The 17,707-nt window shown below is 58.0% G+C and carries 19 protein-coding genes and 1 riboswitch; of the genes, 9 read left to right on the top strand and 10 right to left on the bottom strand.

Annotated features, from left to right (window positions below):
• The first annotated feature begins 84 nt into the window (after window positions 1-84).
• Window positions 85-897: a ferredoxin--NADP reductase gene (locus tag QE435_RS20830; RefSeq protein ID WP_062425338.1), complete on the top strand. Its 813-nt coding sequence runs from the start codon at window positions 85-87 to the stop codon at window positions 895-897.
• A gap of 68 nt (window positions 898-965) precedes the next feature.
• On the opposite strand, the gene QE435_RS20835 is transcribed toward QE435_RS20830, so the two are convergent.
• Window positions 966-2,225 (bottom strand): MFS transporter, encoded by a 1,260-nt coding sequence (locus QE435_RS20835; RefSeq protein WP_349042526.1) that lies wholly within the window; start codon window positions 2,223-2,225, stop codon window positions 966-968.
• Between the two features lie 138 nt (window positions 2,226-2,363).
• On the opposite strand from QE435_RS20835, the gene QE435_RS20840 reads away from it, so the two are divergent.
• Window positions 2,364-2,864 (top strand): hypothetical protein, encoded by a 501-nt coding sequence (locus QE435_RS20840; RefSeq protein WP_349042527.1) that lies wholly within the window; start codon window positions 2,364-2,366, stop codon window positions 2,862-2,864.
• Window positions 2,865-2,900: 36 nt separating this feature from the next.
• Here QE435_RS20840 and QE435_RS20845 read toward each other — a convergent pair whose 3' ends face one another.
• From QE435_RS20845 to QE435_RS20865, 5 genes are all read right to left on the bottom strand, one after another.
• The gene (locus tag QE435_RS20845) at window positions 2,901-4,037 is read right to left on the bottom strand and encodes a GGDEF domain-containing protein (protein WP_349042528.1); all 1,137 of its coding nucleotides are present in this window, start codon (window positions 4,035-4,037) and stop codon (window positions 2,901-2,903) included.
• Window positions 4,038-4,201: 164 nt separating this feature from the next.
• Entirely contained in the window at window positions 4,202-7,066 is a 2,865-nt protein-coding gene (gene gcvP / locus QE435_RS20850; protein WP_349042529.1) for an aminomethyl-transferring glycine dehydrogenase, read from the bottom strand.
• A complete protein-coding gene (gene gcvH, locus QE435_RS20855) occupies window positions 7,066-7,428 on the bottom strand; it encodes a glycine cleavage system protein GcvH (protein WP_112952526.1) in 363 nt (120 codons plus the stop codon). The genes gcvP and gcvH overlap by 1 nt, the downstream gene beginning before the upstream one ends.
• A 15-nt stretch (window positions 7,429-7,443) precedes the next feature.
• Window positions 7,444-8,583, bottom strand: coding sequence for a glycine cleavage system aminomethyltransferase GcvT (gene gcvT / locus QE435_RS20860; RefSeq protein ID WP_349042530.1), 1,140 nt, complete (start codon window positions 8,581-8,583; stop codon window positions 7,444-7,446).
• 154 nt (window positions 8,584-8,737) lie between these two features.
• Window positions 8,738-8,825, bottom strand: a riboswitch (glycine riboswitch).
• 127 nt (window positions 8,826-8,952) lie between these two features.
• A complete protein-coding gene (locus QE435_RS20865) occupies window positions 8,953-9,138 on the bottom strand; it encodes a DUF3008 family protein (protein WP_349042923.1) in 186 nt (61 codons plus the stop codon).
• Window positions 9,139-9,301: 163 nt separating this feature from the next.
• Here QE435_RS20865 and QE435_RS20870 point away from each other — a divergent pair, with 163 nt between their 5' ends.
• Both QE435_RS20870 and QE435_RS20875 read left to right on the top strand, forming a co-directional pair.
• On the top strand, window positions 9,302-9,667 hold the full coding sequence (locus QE435_RS20870; RefSeq protein ID WP_349042531.1) for a hypothetical protein: 366 nt from the start codon (window positions 9,302-9,304) through the stop codon (window positions 9,665-9,667).
• Between the two features lie 75 nt (window positions 9,668-9,742).
• Window positions 9,743-10,744: a copper chaperone PCu(A)C gene (locus tag QE435_RS20875; protein WP_349042532.1), complete on the top strand. Its 1,002-nt coding sequence runs from the start codon at window positions 9,743-9,745 to the stop codon at window positions 10,742-10,744.
• 67 nt (window positions 10,745-10,811) lie between these two features.
• Here the strand turns inward: QE435_RS20875 and QE435_RS20880 are convergent, their stop codons facing one another.
• Together QE435_RS20880 and QE435_RS20885 are read right to left on the bottom strand one after the other, a co-directional pair.
• Entirely contained in the window at window positions 10,812-11,240 is a 429-nt protein-coding gene (locus QE435_RS20880) for a plastocyanin/azurin family copper-binding protein (protein ID WP_349042533.1), read from the bottom strand.
• A gap of 192 nt (window positions 11,241-11,432) precedes the next feature.
• On the bottom strand, window positions 11,433-11,705 hold the full coding sequence (locus QE435_RS20885; RefSeq protein WP_349042534.1) for a hypothetical protein: 273 nt from the start codon (window positions 11,703-11,705) through the stop codon (window positions 11,433-11,435).
• A 199-nt stretch (window positions 11,706-11,904) separates the two neighbouring features.
• Between QE435_RS20885 and crcB the strand changes: the two genes are divergently transcribed.
• The 5 genes from crcB (at window position 11,905) to QE435_RS20910 (ending at window position 15,369) form a co-directional block, all read left to right on the top strand.
• Window positions 11,905-12,282, top strand: coding sequence for a fluoride efflux transporter CrcB (gene crcB / locus QE435_RS20890; protein WP_306932839.1), 378 nt, complete (start codon window positions 11,905-11,907; stop codon window positions 12,280-12,282).
• 62 nt (window positions 12,283-12,344) lie between these two features.
• Window positions 12,345-13,337: an RluA family pseudouridine synthase gene (locus QE435_RS20895; protein ID WP_296075801.1), complete on the top strand. Its 993-nt coding sequence runs from the start codon at window positions 12,345-12,347 to the stop codon at window positions 13,335-13,337.
• Window positions 13,334-13,990, top strand: a complete 657-nt coding sequence (locus QE435_RS20900) for an HAD-IA family hydrolase (protein WP_349042535.1) — start codon at window positions 13,334-13,336, stop codon at window positions 13,988-13,990. The genes QE435_RS20895 and QE435_RS20900 overlap by 4 nt, the downstream gene beginning before the upstream one ends.
• A 12-nt stretch (window positions 13,991-14,002) precedes the next feature.
• Window positions 14,003-14,788 carry an ATP12 family chaperone protein gene (locus QE435_RS20905; RefSeq protein WP_349042536.1) on the top strand — a complete coding sequence of 262 codons (786 nt, stop codon included), beginning with the start codon at window positions 14,003-14,005 and terminating at the stop codon, window positions 14,786-14,788.
• A gap of 83 nt (window positions 14,789-14,871) precedes the next feature.
• Window positions 14,872-15,369 (top strand): hypothetical protein, encoded by a 498-nt coding sequence (locus QE435_RS20910; RefSeq protein WP_306932846.1) that lies wholly within the window; start codon window positions 14,872-14,874, stop codon window positions 15,367-15,369.
• Between the two features lie 18 nt (window positions 15,370-15,387).
• Here the strand turns inward: QE435_RS20910 and QE435_RS20915 are convergent, their stop codons facing one another.
• Window positions 15,388-16,593, bottom strand: coding sequence for an MFS transporter (locus QE435_RS20915; protein ID WP_349042537.1), 1,206 nt, complete (start codon window positions 16,591-16,593; stop codon window positions 15,388-15,390).
• Window positions 16,594-16,684: 91 nt separating this feature from the next.
• Window positions 16,685-17,512, bottom strand: a complete 828-nt coding sequence (locus QE435_RS20920) for an alpha/beta hydrolase (protein ID WP_349042538.1) — start codon at window positions 17,510-17,512, stop codon at window positions 16,685-16,687.
• Between the last annotated feature and the right edge of the window lie 195 nt (window positions 17,513-17,707).

A 17,707-nucleotide genomic window follows, 5' to 3' on the forward strand; every position in this document is an offset into this window, starting at 1 on the left:
TCCTGTACCTTCAAAAGGCGGTGCGGATAGTGTATTCCCCGCATCGAGAATGTCTGGCTTTTTTGTAAAATGGACGGAAAGAAAATGAACGCTCCAGCCAAAACGGAAGAATTTGCGGTCAAGATCCCTGACGGCGTCTATGCCGAAACGGTTCTTTCGGTTGAGCATTATACCGATCATCTTTTCCGATTCCGCATGACGCGCCCGGCTGGCTTCCGCTTCCGATCCGGCGAATTCGCCATGATCGGCCTTATGGTCGGTGACAAGCCGATTTATCGCGCTTACTCGATCGCCAGCCCAGCCTGGGATGAAGAGCTTGAGTTCTTCTCCATCAAGGTGCCGGATGGTCCCCTGACCTCCCATCTGCAGGCAATCAAGCCAGGCGATACCGTGCTGATGCGCAAGAAGCCGACAGGGACGCTGGTGCTCGACGCGCTGACCCCCGGCAAGCGCCTCTATATGTTTTCGACCGGCACGGGCATTGCACCTTTTGCAAGCCTCATCCGAGATCCGGAGACGTATGAGAAGTTCGAGGAAGTGATCCTTACTCACACTTGCCGCGATGTCGCCGAACTGAAATACGGCTTCGACCTCGTGGAAGAGATCAAGAATCACGAGTTCCTGAGTGAGATCGCCGGCGACAAGCTCAAGCATTATGCAACAGTGACGCGTGAGGAATATCCCTTCAAGGGCCGCATCACCGATCTGATCGCAAACGGCAAGATGTTTGCCGACCTCGGTGTTCCAGCTCTCGATCCTGCGATTGACCGTGGAATGATCTGCGGCTCTTCAGCGATGCTGAAAGACACCAAGGAACTGCTGGAGAAGGCCGGTCTAACTGAAGGCGCCAATAACAAGCCCGCTGAATTCGTCATCGAGCGCGCATTCGTCGGCTGATGTCATTATAATATCAAAAGGAAAAGGAGGCCACGAGCCTCCTTTTTTGTTTTCAGCAATGCCTTGGTTTACTCTGTCTCAGGCTCATCCTTTGGAACGATGTCTCGCCGGAAGAGAATAAAGAGCAGGATCGCAATCGCTGCGACACCACCGCCCACCAGATGCGAAAGCGCAAAGCCACCCTCCGTGGTGAGCCACCCGGCAACGCCGTTGCTCAGCGATGCACCAATGCCCTGAACGGTCATCACGCTTGCAAGACCCACATTGAAGCGGCCCGTGCCCTTTAAAATCCGCTCCACAGCAACAGGTGTCGCAATGCCGAGAAGACCGGCTCCAATGCCGTCGAGTAACTGCACCGGATAGACGACCCAGAACTGTTCGAAGGACGCAGCGAGCAGCCCACGCACTGGCAGAGCGGCGAGCGCAATCAGAAAAACTGCTGACAGGCCGAAGCGGCGGATGAGCCAAGGTGCAAGTGCTGCCACGAAGATCATGGCGAACTGCGCCACACCCGTAATAATCGCCGTCGTCTTGAAAGGCGAGTTGAGCTCAACGGCAAAATCCTGGGCAATCAGTCGGCCCATTGGCGCATTGCCGAAATGGAATATCAGCAGAATAATGGCAAGCAGGATCAGGCCTCGCTCGTGCCACAACACCCCAAAGCCTGATGGCCCGGGCTCGCCTTCATCATGGCCCAGACCACGCGCCACCTTGTGATCGATCTGGTCAGGATCAATTGCGGTGATTGCAATCAGTGTTCCGATGGCGGTGATGATCATCAGGCCTATGACGCCAGAAATTCCGAAATAGGAAACGGCAACATATGTGGCAAATAGCGAAGCAAAATTGCCGCCATGGTTCCAAAACTCGTTGCGTGAGATTTGTTTGGAAAACAGCTTTTCTCCAACGAGACCGAGCGTCAAACCAGCCAACGCCGGACCGACGGTTGCGCCGACAACCGCCGTCATGATCTGACCACCCCAGACAATGGTCTCTGTGGGGAAGATCAAGGTCAGAAGCGCACCGGCAGTCACGAGAATGACCGGCCCGGCAATCAGCGCCCGCTTCCACGTCGTCCCATCCACCAATGCGCCGCAAAGGGGTGTTGCCGCTAGGCCAACAAGGCCGCCGACAGTCGCGATGATGCCCAATTGCATGGGCGACCAGCCGTTGGTGGCCAGAAACGCGTCGAGAAACGGACCGAGCCCATCACGTGCGTCTGCCAGGAAGAAGTTCAAGACGGCGAGGGCAAAAAGAGTGCGATCGCTGATGCCGCTCGGCCTGCTCAGAGCGCCTCGGCCAGCGGAAGAAGAGGTGAGGATTGTCATCGGCGTGTTTCCGAATAGGGGGTGAAGCGAGCGACAAACGCACGAAAACGTTATTGGTTGCTATGGATCATAACGATCTAAATTAGGAACTCTACGGATGTCTTCGCCGTTCGCGTTTCTTGATAGGGAGCGATCACCATGAAACTGAAGACAGCCTGCCTTTTCGCCTTAGGCGCAATGATGTCTACGCCCGCAGCAGCGGATGAAACTGCCTTTCTGTCCTCGCTTGGTGGAAGCTGGAAAGGCAGCGGCACAGTGACCACACGCATCGGCTCTCGCCCCGTCAATGTCAACTGCACCTTCCAGACGACGGCGTCAGGACCTTCGTTGCAGATGAATGGCACCTGCCGTGGCTTCGTGGTCGTGCGCCGATCAATCTCCGCAGACTTGACGGCAAGAGGCACGAGATACAGTGGAAACTATGTTGGCCCATCAGGGCTGCCATCTGCACTCAGCGGCAGCCGCAAAGGCGAAGACATCAATCTGACAGTCCGCTGGAACCGTGACATCAATGGCGATCGCGTGGCCGGAATGACCATCAGCAAGCTTGGACGCGATGGCTTGAGGCTGCGCACGACGGACAGGGACGGAGCCAACGGACCGAGCGTCGTTACCGCGGATATCAGGCTCACGCGATAACACGTGGTCCGAAGGCACCGCCGTATAGCCAGCGTCTCAGGCAGCTTCGCCGAGATCTGCCACGGTGGTATTTCTGCCTGCATTCTTTGAGGCGTAGAGAGCAGCGTCCGCACGCGCATAGGCCTGCTGAAAGCTTTCCTCCGGCTTTAGCCGCACGACGCCAAAGCTTGCGGTCACAGGCGCCCTTAGATCAATGTCGGGGTAGAGGGCGGGTACGCTGGTGCGCAGACGCTCTACGCGCTCCAGCACGTTTCGCCCGTCGCTGGATGCGATGAAGAAGGCGAATTCCTCGCCACCCATTCTTCCAACCAAGTCCCGAGGACCCGCGGCGTCTTGCAGATGGCGAGCAAAGCGACGAATGACCTCATCTCCCGTTGCATGACCCAGGCTGTCATTGATGGACTTGAAGCGATCAAGATCGGTCGCGACAATAAAGCCAGCTTCTTTCGCCGCCACGCGCTGGGCAGCAAGCCTCTCCTCAAAACCTCGGCGGTTCAGCAGGGTCGACAGGTAGTCATATTGCGCCTTCTTCTGCAACTCTGCGGCAAGATCCGCGGCCAGGATGAAGAGCGTCAAGATTCCAGTCGCCATCATGCCCGTTGGCGTGCCGAGCGACAGGAGAATAATGAAGGACGCCTCGTTTATCTCCCCACCAGGCCGGACCATCCACGCCGCAATACCGACGGAGAGAATGTAAAGCCCAAAGAGTGCCAAGGCTATACGTATCGATGGCGACACGCCTTTGGCGTGCCTAGGGAGAAAGACGATCATTCCAACGAAGAGAGCATCGGCCGCTGACGTCGTAACCCGCGATGCCATCCGCCAATCGAAAGGCTGCGCGCTCCAAAACACCAGGATGGCAACAGCGGACAATGCCCAGAAAACAGAGATCAAACGATGGTCGAGATTGGCGCGGGAGCGGAAACCAATTGCCAGCAGCGCGAAACTGCCGATCGAAGCCTGACAAGCGAGCATTGCCATCGCGCTCTGATACTCAGGCCAGATAACGCCAAGGACCCGGACGCCATGCCCGGCTGCCGATAGGATGAAGGAGAGCGCCCAGAAGACGGCATAGAACTGGACCCCGAAACGCCGCCATGCCGAAAGCAGCGCCATGCCGAAGAACAGGCTGACAGAAACGATGCTAAGCGATGTGGCGATAGGAGAGAGCATAGCCAAAATTTTTAAAAGAACAGATGTCGATTGCTTTTATACGGCGTGCAGCCCTGTTCGCACAGTGGTCTATTGGACATCTTATAACGACGGCTATCAAATCGTGAATCGGGACCGAACAAAACGAAAGAAGCCCGGATCGCTCCGGGCTTCGCTATTTGGCCTTACTCCGCCGCTTCCTGATACTCGCTCATGGGCGGGCAGGTGCAGATGAGGTTGCGGTCACCATAGACATTGTCGATGCGGTTGACCGGGGACCAGTACTTGTCCACGCGGAAGGAGCCCGGCGGGAAGCAACCCTGTTCGCGGCTGTAGGGACGATCCCATTCGCCGACGAGGTCTTCGACGGTGTGCGGGGCATTCTTCAACGGGTTGTTGAGCTTGTCCGCACGGCCTTCCTCGATGTCGCGGGCCTCCTGACGGATGGTCAGCATCGCGTCGCAGAAGCGGTCGATTTCGGCCTTCGTTTCAGATTCCGTCGGCTCGATCATCAAGGTTCCAGCGACCGGCCAGCTCATGGTCGGGGCGTGGAAGCCGCAGTCGATCAGACGCTTGGCCACGTCATCCACGGTCACGCCGCAGATGTCGTTCAGAGGGCGTGTGTCGATGATGCACTCATGCGCCACGCGGCCAGCCTCGGACTTGTAGAGCACGTCGTAAGCGCCCTTCAATCGCGCGGCGATGTAGTTGGCGTTGAGGATCGCAACCTTGGTCGCCTGCGTCAGCCCTTCGCCGCCCATCATCAGGCAGTAACTCCAGGAGATCGGCAGGATGGATGGAGAGCCGAACGGGGCGGCCGAGACGGCACCAGAGCGACCGTCGCTTGCAGGATGCCCGGGGAGGTAAGGAGCAAGATGCGCCTTGACGCCGATCGGCCCCATGCCAGGACCACCGCCGCCATGCGGAATGCAGAAGGTCTTGTGCAGGTTGAGGTGGCTGACGTCGGAGCCGATATCGCCAGGTCGCGACAGTCCAACCATCGCGTTCATGTTAGCACCGTCCAGATAGACCTGGCCGCCATGGGCGTGGACGATATCGCAGATCTCGCGAACCGTTTCTTCAAAGACGCCGTGGGTCGACGGATAGGTGATCATGCAGCACGAGAGGTTTTCCGCATACTGCTCTGCTTTTGCACGGAAATCGTCGATATCGATATCGCCGTTTTCCTTTGCCTTGACGGGGACCACCTTCATGCCAACCATTTGCGCGGAGGCAGGGTTGGTGCCGTGCGCGGAGGTTGGGATCAGGCAGACATCGCGGTGCGCATCGCCACGGGCGAGATGGTAGTTGCGGATCGTCAGCAGACCCGCATACTCACCCTGCGCGCCGGAATTCGGCTGCATGGAGAAGGCATCGTAACCAGTGACAGCGCAAAGCTTGGCGGAAAGGTCGTCGATCATCTCCTTATAGCCCAGCGCCTGATCGGCAGGGACGAAAGGATGGATGTCGGAGAATTCAGGCCAGGTGATCGGCAGCATTTCCGCTGTCGCGTTGAGCTTCATGGTGCAGGAGCCGAGCGGGATCATTGCTCGGTCGAGTGCCAGATCGCGATCCGAAAGACGACGGATGTAACGCGTCATTTCGCTTTCGGCGCGGTTCATGTGGAAGATCGGATGCGTCATGTAAGCACTTGTACGCAATAGATCTTTTGGCAGTCGATATTCCGGATCAAAGTCGGCGATCGAGAAGTTGCCGCCAAAGGCGCGCCAGACGGCTTCCAGCGTTGCCGGGCGGGTGCGTTCGTCAAGGCTCATGCCGATCTTGGTGGAGCCGATCTTGCGAAGGTTGACCCCTTCGGCAACTGCGGCACGCAGGATCAGCGCCTGCATGTGGCCGACATGGACGGTGATCGTATCGAAGAAGGTTTCCGGCTCAATCTTGTAGCCAAGCTTCTCCAAGCCCTTCGCCATCAGCACCGCCTTCTGGTGGGTCTGCTGGGCGATGGCCTTGATGCCCTGCGGGCCGTGGAAGACGCCATACATGGATGCCATGACGGCCAGCAGAACCTGGGCAGTGCAGATGTTCGAGGTGGCCTTCTCGCGGCGAATATGCTGCTCGCGGGTTTGCAGCGACAGGCGATAGGCGCGGTTGCCGCGTGCATCGACCGACACGCCAACCAGACGGCCCGGCATGGAGCGCTTATGCGCATCCTTGACCGCCATGAAGGCAGCGTGCGGGCCACCGTAACCGACCGGAACGCCAAAGCGCTGCGAAGAGCCGATGGCGATATCCGCGCCCATCTCACCGGGAGATTTGAGCAGCGTCAGCGCCAGCAGATCGCAGGCAACAGCTGCGATAGCACCCGTCTGATGCAGCCGCGAAATGAGACCGGAGAAATCACTGACATGACCGTGCGTGCCGGGATACTGGAAGATCGCGCCGAAGACATCCACCGGATCGAGATCCGTAAACGGATTGCCGATCACGACTTTCCAGCCGAGTGGCGCAGCACGCGTTTCGATCAATGCGATGGTCTGCGGGTGGCAGTTGGCATCGACGAAGAAGGCGGTTGCCTTGGACTTTGCCACGCGTTGGCACATGGACATGGCCTCGGCAGCAGCCGTTGCTTCATCGAGAAGCGAGGCGTTGGCAACGTCTAGCCCGGTCAGGTCGGAGATCATCGTCTGGAAGTTCAGGAGCGCTTCGAGACGGCCTTGCGAGATTTCCGGCTGATAGGGCGTATAGGCCGTATACCAGGCGGGGTTTTCCAGAATGTTGCGCTGGATGACCGGCGGCGTGATCGTGCCATAGTAACCCTGGCCGATCAGCGAGGTCAGAACCTTGTTCTTGTTGGCTGTCTCGCGCAGGCGGTCGAGTGCCTCGCGTTCGGTCAAGGCAGCACCCCAGGCAAGCGGGTCTTTCTGACGGATGGAGGAGGGCACGGTGGCATCGATCAGGGCATCCAGGCTCTTATAGCCGATGACCTTCAACATCTCCTCCATTTCAGCCGGCGACGGGCCGATATGACGACGATTGGCGAAGTCATAGGGCTGGTAGTCGGTGAAATGAAATTCAGTGGGCGTGTTCATTACGCGACCAGCTCCTTATAGGCGGCTTCATCGAGCAGCGCATCGGCATCGGCGGTGTTGGAAAGCTTCAGCTTGAAGAACCAGCCGGCACCCTGCGGGTCGGAATTGACGAGCGACGGATCGTCGACAATCGCCTGGTTGATCTCGACGATCTCGCCATCCAGCGGACAATAGACATCCGACGCTGCCTTGACGCTTTCAACGGTTGCGGCTTCGCCATTTTTGGAAAAGGTCGCGCCGACTTCGGGCAGTTCAACAAAGACCAGATCGCCGAGCTGTTCTGCGGCGTGCGTGGTGATCCCGACGGTGGCAACATCGCCTTCGATCTTCAGCCACTCGTGTTCCTGGGTAAATTTCAGCATGGGTTTCTCCGCAGATTAGCGCTTGTAGGTGGGTGTAATGAAGGGCAGGGCAGCGACGGTTACGGGCAGATACTTGCCGCGCACTTCGGCGAAGATCGCCGTGCCGGGTGTCGTATAGTCGGTTGGCACGTAGCCCATGGCAACGGGGCCTTCCGCAGTTGGGCCAAAACCGCCCGAGGTGACTTCTCCGATTTCGGTCTTGCCCTCGGCATCGGCAAACAGCTTGGAATGACCACGCACCGGCGCCTTGCCTTCCGGCTTCAGGCCAACGCGTCGACGGGCCGTGCCCTTGCCAAGTTCCGCGAGAATACGATCAGCACCCGGAAAACCGCCTTCGCGGTCACCGCCCGTGCGGCGCGCCTTCTGGATGGCCCATTCTAACGATGCTTCGATCGGCGACGTCGTCGTGTCGATGTCGTTACCATAGAGGCAAAGACCGGCCTCCAGTCGCAGGCTGTCGCGCGCGCCAAGACCGATGGCCTCGCAATCGGGATGTTCGAGCAGGGCCTTTGCAATGTCCTCGGCCTTGTCGGCCGGAACGGAAATCTCGAAACCGTCCTCACCGGAATAACCGGAGCGGGAGACGATGCAGGGAACGTCGTGCAGCGGAATTTCGCGCACATCCATGAACTTCATGTCGGAGACGCCGGCCCAAAGCTCGGCGAGAACGGCCTCCGCGCGCGGACCTTGAAGCGCGATCAATGCTCGATCATCAAGCAGCGTGATCTCGCAACTGTCGGAAAGATGTGCCTTCATATGCGCAAGGTCGGCATCCTTACAGGCAGCATTGACGACAACGAAAAGATGGTCCCCGAGATTGGTGATCATCAGGTCGTCGAGGATGCAGCCATTGTCATCGGTGAAAAAGCCGTAGCGCTGGCGACCAGCCTTGAGGCCAAGGATGTCGACAGGAACCAGCTTTTCCAAAGCAAGTGCAGCGTCCTCGACCTTGCCAGACTTAGCCTTCACGATGACCTGGCCCATATGGGACACATCGAAGAGACCAGCCGATGCGCGCGTGTGAAGATGTTCCTTCAAAACGCCTGCGGGATATTGGACGGGCATATCGTAGCCTGCAAAGGGCACCATGCGAGCGCCAAGGGACAGATGCAGGGAATGGAGCGGGGTGACTTTCAGCTCGGCTGTATCGGCCAAGGACGCCTCCAGGGTAGCGCGTTCGCGCGGGCTCATGTTCATGACACTCTGCGAGCGTCGGGTTCAAGAGCCCCCTCTGTCCTTGTCGCCTGAGATTGTTATCCCTTCGGCGAGCCTGCCCTTCAGTTACAAGGAGGCTTCTCTCCAGAGTTCCGTTCGACCGTTGGTCCTTTTGCCTGAGAGTTTCCGGGGCGGTTGCTCCTTCGGCACCGCATTGAAGCGGTTTCTCCCAACGATATGGAAGCTCATTATCTTTGAAGCTCTTGGATTGGCAAGGACCAAATGACGCAGGCGAACAGTTTTTTGTTCAACCTGCGTCATCAGCCTGTCATCCGATTGGCGATTCTATTTCTTAGAAATAGCTTAAATTCAGCTATCTTTTTTCTCTGGAAGAGTCTTGCGTTTGGTAGACGCCATATCTTCAAGTTCTTTCTCCGTCATGGACTTAGCCATGCTTTTTGAAGCGCCTTGTAAACGAGATTTGGGCATGTCGCCACGCTTGGCGGCAAGGGCTGCACCTGCGGCTTTCTGCTGGGCTTTGGATTTTGCTGGCATCGTATCAACTCCTGTCTGACGCGTTGAATGCTGCAAATCAAACGTCACCCATGGAGGAGGTGTTCCGTCACAGGCCGAGTTGGTCTTTGATTTTGGATCAAAGCACGGTATCGGAATGATCATGAGGGTGTTCGAAAGCAACAGGGCAAAGACAATCGAGTCTGTGCTGCGCATAGTCTGCGCCGTGCTGATGCTGTCTCTTGGCTTCGCGCACAAGCCGGTTCAGGCTGCCCCTGTCGCTGCACTTGATGAAGCCTATCGCTTGCCGGATGGCACCTTTGCCGAGATCTGCTCCGAGCATCTGTCGCAGAATCAATCTCAGCATGGCAAGCACAAAGGCGGTGCGATCCTCTTTTGCGAGGCGTGCCTGCTGGCATCCTCCATCCTTCTGCCAACTCCACTTGCAGACGACGGCCTCAATCCAAATCCCGCGTCGCTCGAAAATGCCCTTCTGCGGCAACAAGAGACGGTCAAGCTTTCAGACCTGCGCACCAACCGCGCCCGCGGACCGCCATACTCAACTTTCTGATCCCTCGCAGACAACGCCGCAGCGCGGCACTTTTAAAAACGGACTGCCATATGAAGCAGCCGCAAGGATCGAAAGATGAAAACTATCAAGCACGCCACAGTCGCAGCTATCGCAGCCGCTCTCTCGACGACGTCCGCCTTTGCCCATACCAGCTTCGTCAATGGCTCGGCGGAAGAGGATAGCACCATCGTTGCTGCCCTTCAGGTGCCGCATGGCTGCGACGGCGGCCTTGCCACCACAGAGGTTCAAGTCGTTCTGCCCGAGGGTTTCATCTCCGCCAAGCCGCAGCCGAAACCGGGCTGGGAGCTGGAGATCATCAAGGGCGACTACCAGAAGACCTACAAGAACCACGGAAAAGACGTGACGGGTGGCCCTATCGAAATTCGCTGGAAGGGTGGCAACCTGCCGGACGATTTCTATGACACCTTCAACATTCAGGGGAAGATCGCAGGTGTTGCGCCAGGCAAGACGCTTCCTTTCAAGGTGAAGCAGCTTTGCGGCGACAAGGGCACCGCAAGCTGGGATCAGATCGCGCCAGAGGGCCAGGACCCGCATTCGCTTGACAACCCGGCGCCAGTGATCCGCATCACCGCCAAGCAATCTCATGAAGGCGAGGGGCACGCCCACCATGATCATGGTGCGATGACAGACGCGAGTGGCTCCGCCAGCGTGGTCAAGGCGGGGGATCTGGAATTATCGAACGCGTCCACCAAGGCCATGTTGCCGGGGCAGCCGGTTGGCGGTGGATTTGTCACCATCCGCAACACAGGAGCCTCTGACGATCGGCTCGTCTCGGTCTCGTCTCCCCTGGCAGGTCGCGCCGAAATCCATGAAATGGCTATGGCCAATGACGTCATGAAGATGCGCAAGCTGAATGACGGTATCGTCGTACCGGCCGGTCAGACGGTAGAGCTCTCGCCAGGCGGCCTCCATTTCATGTTCTTCAACGTCAAGAAGCCATTCGCAGAAGGCGAGAAGGTTCCGGTCACGCTCACTTTCGAGAAGGCCGGACAGGTCTCGATCGAGCTTCCGGTTGGTCCCGCCAATGCGGGTGAGGCGAAGCACAATCATAACTGACGGCTCGGAAAAAAACTGGCCGTCGGGACGCAAAGGCATCCCGACGGCCATCGACGTTCCAATAGTTCTACTTCGTCACCGTGAGCTTCGCCTGCATTCCAGCCTCATAGTGGCCCTTGATATTGCAGAAGAGCAGATAGGCCCCTGGCGTCAGCTTGGCTTTCAGTTGACCATCTGCACCAGGTTTCAGATCCGACACTTCGCCAAGGCTCTTCAGCTTCTTTTCATCGACGCGATGTTTGGCTGTGTTCAGCGGGATCGCCTCCTCGGGCGACTTCAGCTTGACGAGAACCATCTCGTGCTCTTCCGACACGGCGTCGTTATGGACCATGAAGACGGCTTCGCCAGCTTTGACGCTGGTCTTATCGAGGGTGAGCGTCATCGGCTGCCCGCCTTCGCCGCCTTCGTGAACCAGGATGGTGGTTGCGGCAAATGCCGGAGCTGCGAGCGTCAAAGCAGCGACCGCTGCCATCTTCAATTTCGCTAGGGTCTTCATGATGAACCTCTGTTTCAGTCATTTCGAAAAGAGGTTGGGTGATTTGCCTGACAGGAATCTGAACGTCGTCACAAGGGCCGAAGCTTAAAGCTTGGTCCAAGCAAAACTGTGCAGCGGTTTCGCGATAACGACATGCGACAAAACAAGGATCTAAAGCGTAGAGAGCGAATCTGAAAGGTCGCGCGACAGGCTTTAGTCGGACGCGCCCCAATCTTCCTGATAGGCGTGACGAGCCTGCTCCAATGTCGCCTGAGGGTTTTGCCGTCCGGAGGTGAAGAGGGAAAGGGAGGGCGCGGCAGCTGTGAGATTCGTTACGCTATGGTCCGACCCATCGTTGCGCGTGATCTGCTTCAACTCCTTGGCAGCCTTTTCAACCTCGCTCTTGCGCGGAGCGCGCTGCGAAGCTTTTGCGCCCTCGGACGCATAAGCCGCGATATTTGCGGAAACCGACCACACCTGCCACATTGCCAGACCTCGATAGCGATACTGGACAGCAACATAGCAGGGTGAAATTTATCTTAGGCTAAACCTAGTGGTTGAAATTGATGCGTATTTTAATCATCTGCGAGGGCTCGTCTGAAACCGGCATATTTCTAAATCCAGCATCATGGCATAAAGCTGGGGGCGCAATCAGCGTCTATCGATAGTGCCGGAGCCTCTTTGCATGTTGAACATTCTTCTCGTCGCCGTCGGCGGCGCCATAGGCTCCATCGGGCGATATCTTGTCGGGCTTTGGGCAACGCGCCTCGCCGGGCCAAACTTTCCCTGGGGGACGCTGACCGTGAACATCGTGGGCGCCTTCGCCATCGGTCTCTTCGTCGAGATGATCGCGCGCCGCTTCGATGCTTCTGCTGAAATGCGCGTCTTCATCGTCACCGGGATTATTGGAGGCTTCACCACCTGGTCGTCATTCACGCTGGATGCCGTTGTTCTGTTTGAACGGGGAGCACTCGGCCTTTCCGCCCTCTATTTGCTCGCCAGCCTGCTGGTTTCTTTTGCTGCGATCTTTGCCGGGCTGGCCTTGGGCCGCGCTTTGTTTTAAAGGCAAGGCAAAGGCCGCACAGGAACGAGGCGGCAGATCAGAAAAGAAAGACTGGAATTGCCATGGCAGGTATCGAGCACATCAAGGTAGAGGCCGACGAGGCCGGAATGCGTCTCGACCGCTGGTTCAAGATTCATTACCCGGGACTGGGGTTTGGCCAGCTGCAGAAGCTGATGCGATCCGGCCAGGTTCGTGTGGATGGTGGACGGGTGAAGACCGATGCTCGCGTTCAACCTGGGCAGATGGTCCGGGTGCCGCCGCTCGATGTCGATGCCAAGGTCAAGAGCGGTCCGATCGGCTCCAAGGATTTGAAGCATTCGGAAGACGGCGATCTGCTCAAGCGCATGTTGCTGCATGAGGATGACAAGGTTTTCGTCTTCAACAAGCCTGCCGGCATCGCGGTGCAGGGTGGGTCGGGTGTAAACCGCCACATCGACGGTCTTCTGGAAGCCTGGACGAACCAGAAGGGTGAAAAGCCCCGTCTCGTGCATCGCCTCGACCGCGATACGTCGGGCGTTCTTGTCGTTGCCCGCACGCGCGGCGCAGCGCAAAAACTGACCGCGGCTTTTCGCGAACGCGATACCAAGAAGACCTATTGGTCTCTGGTGAAGGGCGTGCCACGCAAACACCAGGACAAGATCTCGAGCTGGCTGGTCAAAGAACAGACGCCGGATGGCGACCGCATGCGCATCGCCAAACATGGCGAAGAGGGTGCCGACCACGCAATCTCCTATTACCGGGTCATCGATACCGCTGCGCAGAACCTTGCGTGGCTAGAGATGGAGCCTTACACAGGCCGCACCCATCAGCTCCGCGTCCATGCATTGCATATGGGCCATCCCATCATCGGCGATCCGAAATACTATATCGATGATCCGAACTGGGATTTCCCGGGCGGCATCCAGAAGCGCCTGCACCTGCATGCGCGTCATATCGATATTCCCCATCCGTCAGGCGGACGCCTCCGAGTCAGCGCGCCCTTGCCGCCCCATATGGTGCAGACCTGGAATCTTCTCGGACTCGACGTTGCCGATGGCGACAGGGACGATCAATGAAGCTTGTTCTGTTCGATTGCGATGGGACGCTGGTCGATAGCGTCGGCCTTATCCATGAAGTCATGGCGCGCACTTTCGTGCATTTCGGATATCCGCGCCCTGATGTGTCGCTGACGAAGTCGATCATTGGCCTGACGCTCGACATCGCTATTGCCCGCATGCAAGGGAAGACGCATGTGGACGACGAGGCGACCGCCATGATGGCGCATTATAAGGCGATCTTTGCCGAAACGCGCGCCGAGGCTGGCTTTCAGGAGCCAATCTTCGACGGCATCATGCCGATGATCGAAAAGCTTGCCAAGCGCGAGGAACTCTTGATGGGCGCGGTGACGGGCAAATCCCGCCGCGGCCTCAATTTGATCATGGACACACATGGTTTCCGCTCGCATTTCATCGTGTCGCGAACGGCCGATGATTGCCCCTCTAAACCTCATCCGGCGATGGTCAGCGAGTGCTGCCACGAAACCGGGATCGTTCCGGCCGATACGGTCGTCATCGGCGATGCGATCTACGACATGCAGATGGCCAAGGCCGCCGGTGCAAAGGCAATCGGTGTTGCCTGGGGTTACGCCTCCGTCGACGCGCTCTGGGCCGCAGGTGCGGATGCGATCGTCAACCATCCAAGCGAAATTCCCGGCCACATACCGGGCTGATAAGGACAGAAGATGCGTGATTTGCTGAACGATCTTTCGGAGGGCTTGAGCCATCCAGACCCGATCCGCCGGGCGCAAATCCAGATGCAGAAGCCGCTGCCCAAGCGCTTCTACAAGGACGTCACCGTTGAGGAGGCGGAGGACGGAACCTTTACGATCCATCTCGATGGCAAAACCTTACGCACGCCTGCGAAAAATGTGCTGTCTGTACCGACAAGAGCGCTCGCCGTTCTGATGCGCGACGAGTGGGATGCTGAGGCTGAGGTTATCGATCCATCGACCATGCCGATTTCACGCCATATCAACACGGCGATTGACGGCGTGGCCAATGATCCGCAGGCGGTGTTCGAAGATATCCTTCGCTTCTCCTCCAGCGATCTGCTGTGCTACCGCGCGGGCGAACCGGAAGCGCTGGTCGAACGCCAGACCGAGCAGTGGGACCCTGTCATCGACTGGGCGGCGAACACGCTGGGAGCGCGCTTTATCCTGATCGAAGGTGTGATGCACCAGGAACAACCACGCGAGGCCGTCGCGGCCTTTGCTGTAACGCTGCGCAAATACGATACACCGATCAAGCTTGCTGCCCTCCATACCATGACCACGCTCACGGGATCAGCGCTTCTCGCGCTCGCACTGGCCGAAGGGGAAAAATCTCTCGAAGAGGTCTGGGCACTCGCTCATCTCGATGAAGACTGGGCAGCTGAGCAATGGGGTGAAGACGAAGAGGCGCAGCACCGTCGCGCCGTGCGCTTTACCGACATGCGCGCAGCCACCCGTGTTCTTGCTGCAGCGCGGTAAAGGTCGCCGGCGGGACTTAGAGCATTTTTAACCACGATGGATGATGATGCACCCCAAGGGTTACCTAAGGGGAGGCGTCTTTCTTGTATAGGCAACTGAAGCGTTTCGGCATGGTTTTGCTGGCGTCTCTTGCGCTCATGTCTTTCAGGCTTGGACCTGAAACGGGCGAGCGAGACCGGCTGATCTATGACGTGCGGGGCGCTTTCGTTGCCGCCCGGCCGGACATATCGCCGGAGCTTATGCAGTCGATCCACTATCAGGTCGCCAATGCCATCAACGATACGGTGAGAGTGCGTGCGCGCCCGCGAGTCGTGCTGACCATCCGCCTCGAATCCTATACCAAAGGCTCCTTGCTTCTTGGCCAACGAGCTTCGGTGAAGGCCGTGGTTCGCGCTGCGGCGGTGCAGACGGGCGAGGTCATCGCGGAGGCGAAATTCACCGTCACCGCAATCGGCCTCGACGCATCCACGATAGAGCGGGATCTGGCCTTCGGAGTAGCAGAGCGGGTAATATCCGAGTTCAAGTTGAACCGAACCGCGCCCTCCACGCTTGCGACCGCTTTGTTTCCCGGAAGCCGGTAAGCCACCGCTCGAACGCCGTCATAGGCTGGCGCCAACCACCGGCAACTCGTTTCTTCTGATGGCAATCTCGGCAAGTAGGAGTGACGACAGTCCTGCTGCGAAGAATCCAGTTGCCAAATACGTTGTGTTGCCACTGTAAAAGCCGCCAAAGACCACCGCAAAGACGGTGGCAACGAGGCTCGACCCGGACGCGACCAGAGAGGCGCCAAAGCCTGCAACGTTTCCAAGTGTCTGCATTGCCATGGCATTGAGATTGCCAAACAGGATACCGATCGCAAAGAAGACGAGAAACAGCAGCGTCAAGAATGCCGCGAAGGGCAGGGTGATGCCTGCAACCAAGGTCGCGATCACCATCAATAGAGACACTGCCGTTAAACCAATGAAACCCGCCCGCGCCATCGTCACCGCGCCGAGGCGCTGGACCAGCCTCGCATTGATGAACGAAGCAAGGCCCATCGCGACAGCGAGAGCCGCGAAGTAGAGCGGGAAGGTTTCCACCACGCCATAAGCCTCGAAGAAAAGATCCGCAGCCGTGCTGAGATAGAGGAGCTGTGCCCCGAAAACCAGTCCGGTGGCGACGATCAGCAGCGTCACCCGAGGGCTGGAGAGAATGCGAAATGCGTTCAGAAGTAGCAGACGCGGTCGAAATGGAATACGCCGTGCCACAGGCAGCGTTTCGGGATGCCGGGCAATAACCCACGCACCAAGCGCCACGGCGATGACGAAATAGGCGGCAAACACACTGCGCCAGCCGGATATCGCGATGAGCCCCTGCGCAAGAGCGGGAGCCAGCATAGGCACAAGGATAAACAGCGTGAACATGAAGGACATGACACGCGCCATCGCATCACCCTCGAACTGGTCACGGATCATGGCACGGGTCGCAATTTTCGGGCCTGAGACGCCCACGCCTTGCAGGAACCGGCCAATCAGCACCATTTCCAACGACTGGGCAAAGAGCGCGACGACTGTTCCCAGCAGATAGACGCAAAGCCCACCGACTAGCGCCTGCTTGCGCCCGAACGCATCCGAGAGAGGGCCGATGACGAGTTCGCCAAAGGCCATGCCGAAGATGAACAGCGAAATCACGTGATGCGTGGAGAGTGGTGGTGCCACTCCGAGTTCCAGTCCGATCTGCCTCAGCCCCGGCAGCAAAGCATCAATGCTGAGCGAGGTGAGGGAGGTCAGCAAGGCGTAGAGGATAAGGCGGCTGCGGAATGTCATGGATCTGAAACGGATTGACCTCAGGAGTTGGATGGCACCATAGCCCACTGAAGGTTGGGAACAAGATCGTTGATGCCTTTACCGCACAGGTTCAGCGCTTGGAATCCATCCAATCGATGATCGAGTTGGTCACACTGTCTTCTATGCCGTAATAGCCATGTGGCGTGAGTGAGCCGCAATCATCGGATGAACTTGTTTTTCCACCGCTCACTCTCAACACCGTGACGTCTGTCCGCGCGTGAAATGCGTCCGCGATCTTTTTGGCTGCAGTCGGAGGAGCGACGACGCATTTGTCATCGGCATTGGCGACGATAAGGGCAGGGACGTCGATTTTATCGAGACCCGCATCGAAGACTGTTTCGCCGCTTCCACCCTTGACGGAAACGGATTCGCTTAGGACCACACCGGCGATGGAGCCGGGCTTCGCATGCGCCGCACCATTCGCCGCCGCAATCGCGCCCTGGCTCGTTCCCAAAAGAAAGATCGGTTTGCCGTCGCGCTTACTCGCGAAAGTGACAATGCGATTGATGACATTCGCATATGAGGGCGCGCTCCTCATGCCGCGCAAATTTGCCCGGTCAATCGTATCCGGGACGATGGTTGTGTAACCGCATGCGGACCAGATGGGCTCACTCCGCAAAACATAATTTTTGTCGTGGCGCACCGACGCATCACGCTTGACACCCACATCCCCAGCACCGCCAGGAAACAGGATGACCGTGCCAAGCCGGATACTCGGATCAGTAATCAGGAGCCTTTGTCGCTGCCCGTCTTCAAGCGCGATATCCTCGACGGTTCTTGCCGCCGGACCGGCATTGGCGGGCAGGACCTCGCAAGCCCAGCTGGCGGTCTGATAGGTGAAGAGGAATATAACCGACAGAAGATAGGCCGATTGCATTTTTCGCAAACTCAGAGGCATTGTGGCACTCTCACAAATAGGCACGACAACTTGCATGACTGCGCAGGTTTCATCAAGGCGCCAGCCATCTGAAAGCCACCGGACAAACGCGCGTCTCTGACGTCACATGGTGAAAGTGCGGAGGCAGTATGCTGAACCGTCTGGCGTTCGTCGAGCCGATCTTGAGAGAATGCGGAGCTGCTCGCTCTGCACCGA

The sequence above is a fragment of the Agrobacterium sp. SORGH_AS 787 genome, from assembly GCF_030819035.1.
Classification (GTDB): domain Bacteria; phylum Pseudomonadota; class Alphaproteobacteria; order Rhizobiales; family Rhizobiaceae; genus Agrobacterium; species Agrobacterium larrymoorei_B.

Excerpts from the sequence above, each read along its gene's own strand:
- QE435_RS20830 (WP_062425338.1), top strand. The coding sequence starts at position 85 with ATGAACGCTCCAGCCAAAACGGAAGAATTTGCGGTCAAGATCCCTGAC.
- QE435_RS20835 (WP_349042526.1), bottom strand. The coding sequence starts at position 2,225 with ATGACAATCCTCACCTCTTCTTCCGCTGGCCGAGGCGCTCTGAGCAGG.
- QE435_RS20840 (WP_349042527.1), top strand. The coding sequence starts at position 2,364 with ATGAAACTGAAGACAGCCTGCCTTTTCGCCTTAGGCGCAATGATGTCT.
- QE435_RS20845 (WP_349042528.1), bottom strand. The coding sequence starts at position 4,037 with ATGCTCTCTCCTATCGCCACATCGCTTAGCATCGTTTCTGTCAGCCTG.
- gcvP (WP_349042529.1), bottom strand. The coding sequence starts at position 7,066 with ATGAACACGCCCACTGAATTTCATTTCACCGACTACCAGCCCTATGAC.
- gcvH (WP_112952526.1), bottom strand. The coding sequence starts at position 7,428 with ATGCTGAAATTTACCCAGGAACACGAGTGGCTGAAGATCGAAGGCGAT.
- QE435_RS20865 (WP_349042923.1), bottom strand. The coding sequence starts at position 9,138 with ATGCCAGCAAAATCCAAAGCCCAGCAGAAAGCCGCAGGTGCAGCCCTT.
- QE435_RS20875 (WP_349042532.1), top strand. The coding sequence starts at position 9,743 with ATGAAAACTATCAAGCACGCCACAGTCGCAGCTATCGCAGCCGCTCTC.
- QE435_RS20880 (WP_349042533.1), bottom strand. The coding sequence starts at position 11,240 with ATGAAGACCCTAGCGAAATTGAAGATGGCAGCGGTCGCTGCTTTGACG.
- QE435_RS20885 (WP_349042534.1), bottom strand. The coding sequence starts at position 11,705 with ATGTGGCAGGTGTGGTCGGTTTCCGCAAATATCGCGGCTTATGCGTCC.
- crcB (WP_306932839.1), top strand. The coding sequence starts at position 11,905 with ATGTTGAACATTCTTCTCGTCGCCGTCGGCGGCGCCATAGGCTCCATC.
- QE435_RS20895 (WP_296075801.1), top strand. The coding sequence starts at position 12,345 with ATGGCAGGTATCGAGCACATCAAGGTAGAGGCCGACGAGGCCGGAATG.
- QE435_RS20900 (WP_349042535.1), top strand. The coding sequence starts at position 13,334 with ATGAAGCTTGTTCTGTTCGATTGCGATGGGACGCTGGTCGATAGCGTC.
- QE435_RS20905 (WP_349042536.1), top strand. The coding sequence starts at position 14,003 with ATGCGTGATTTGCTGAACGATCTTTCGGAGGGCTTGAGCCATCCAGAC.
- QE435_RS20915 (WP_349042537.1), bottom strand. The coding sequence starts at position 16,593 with ATGACATTCCGCAGCCGCCTTATCCTCTACGCCTTGCTGACCTCCCTC.
- QE435_RS20920 (WP_349042538.1), bottom strand. The coding sequence starts at position 17,512 with ATGCCTCTGAGTTTGCGAAAAATGCAATCGGCCTATCTTCTGTCGGTT.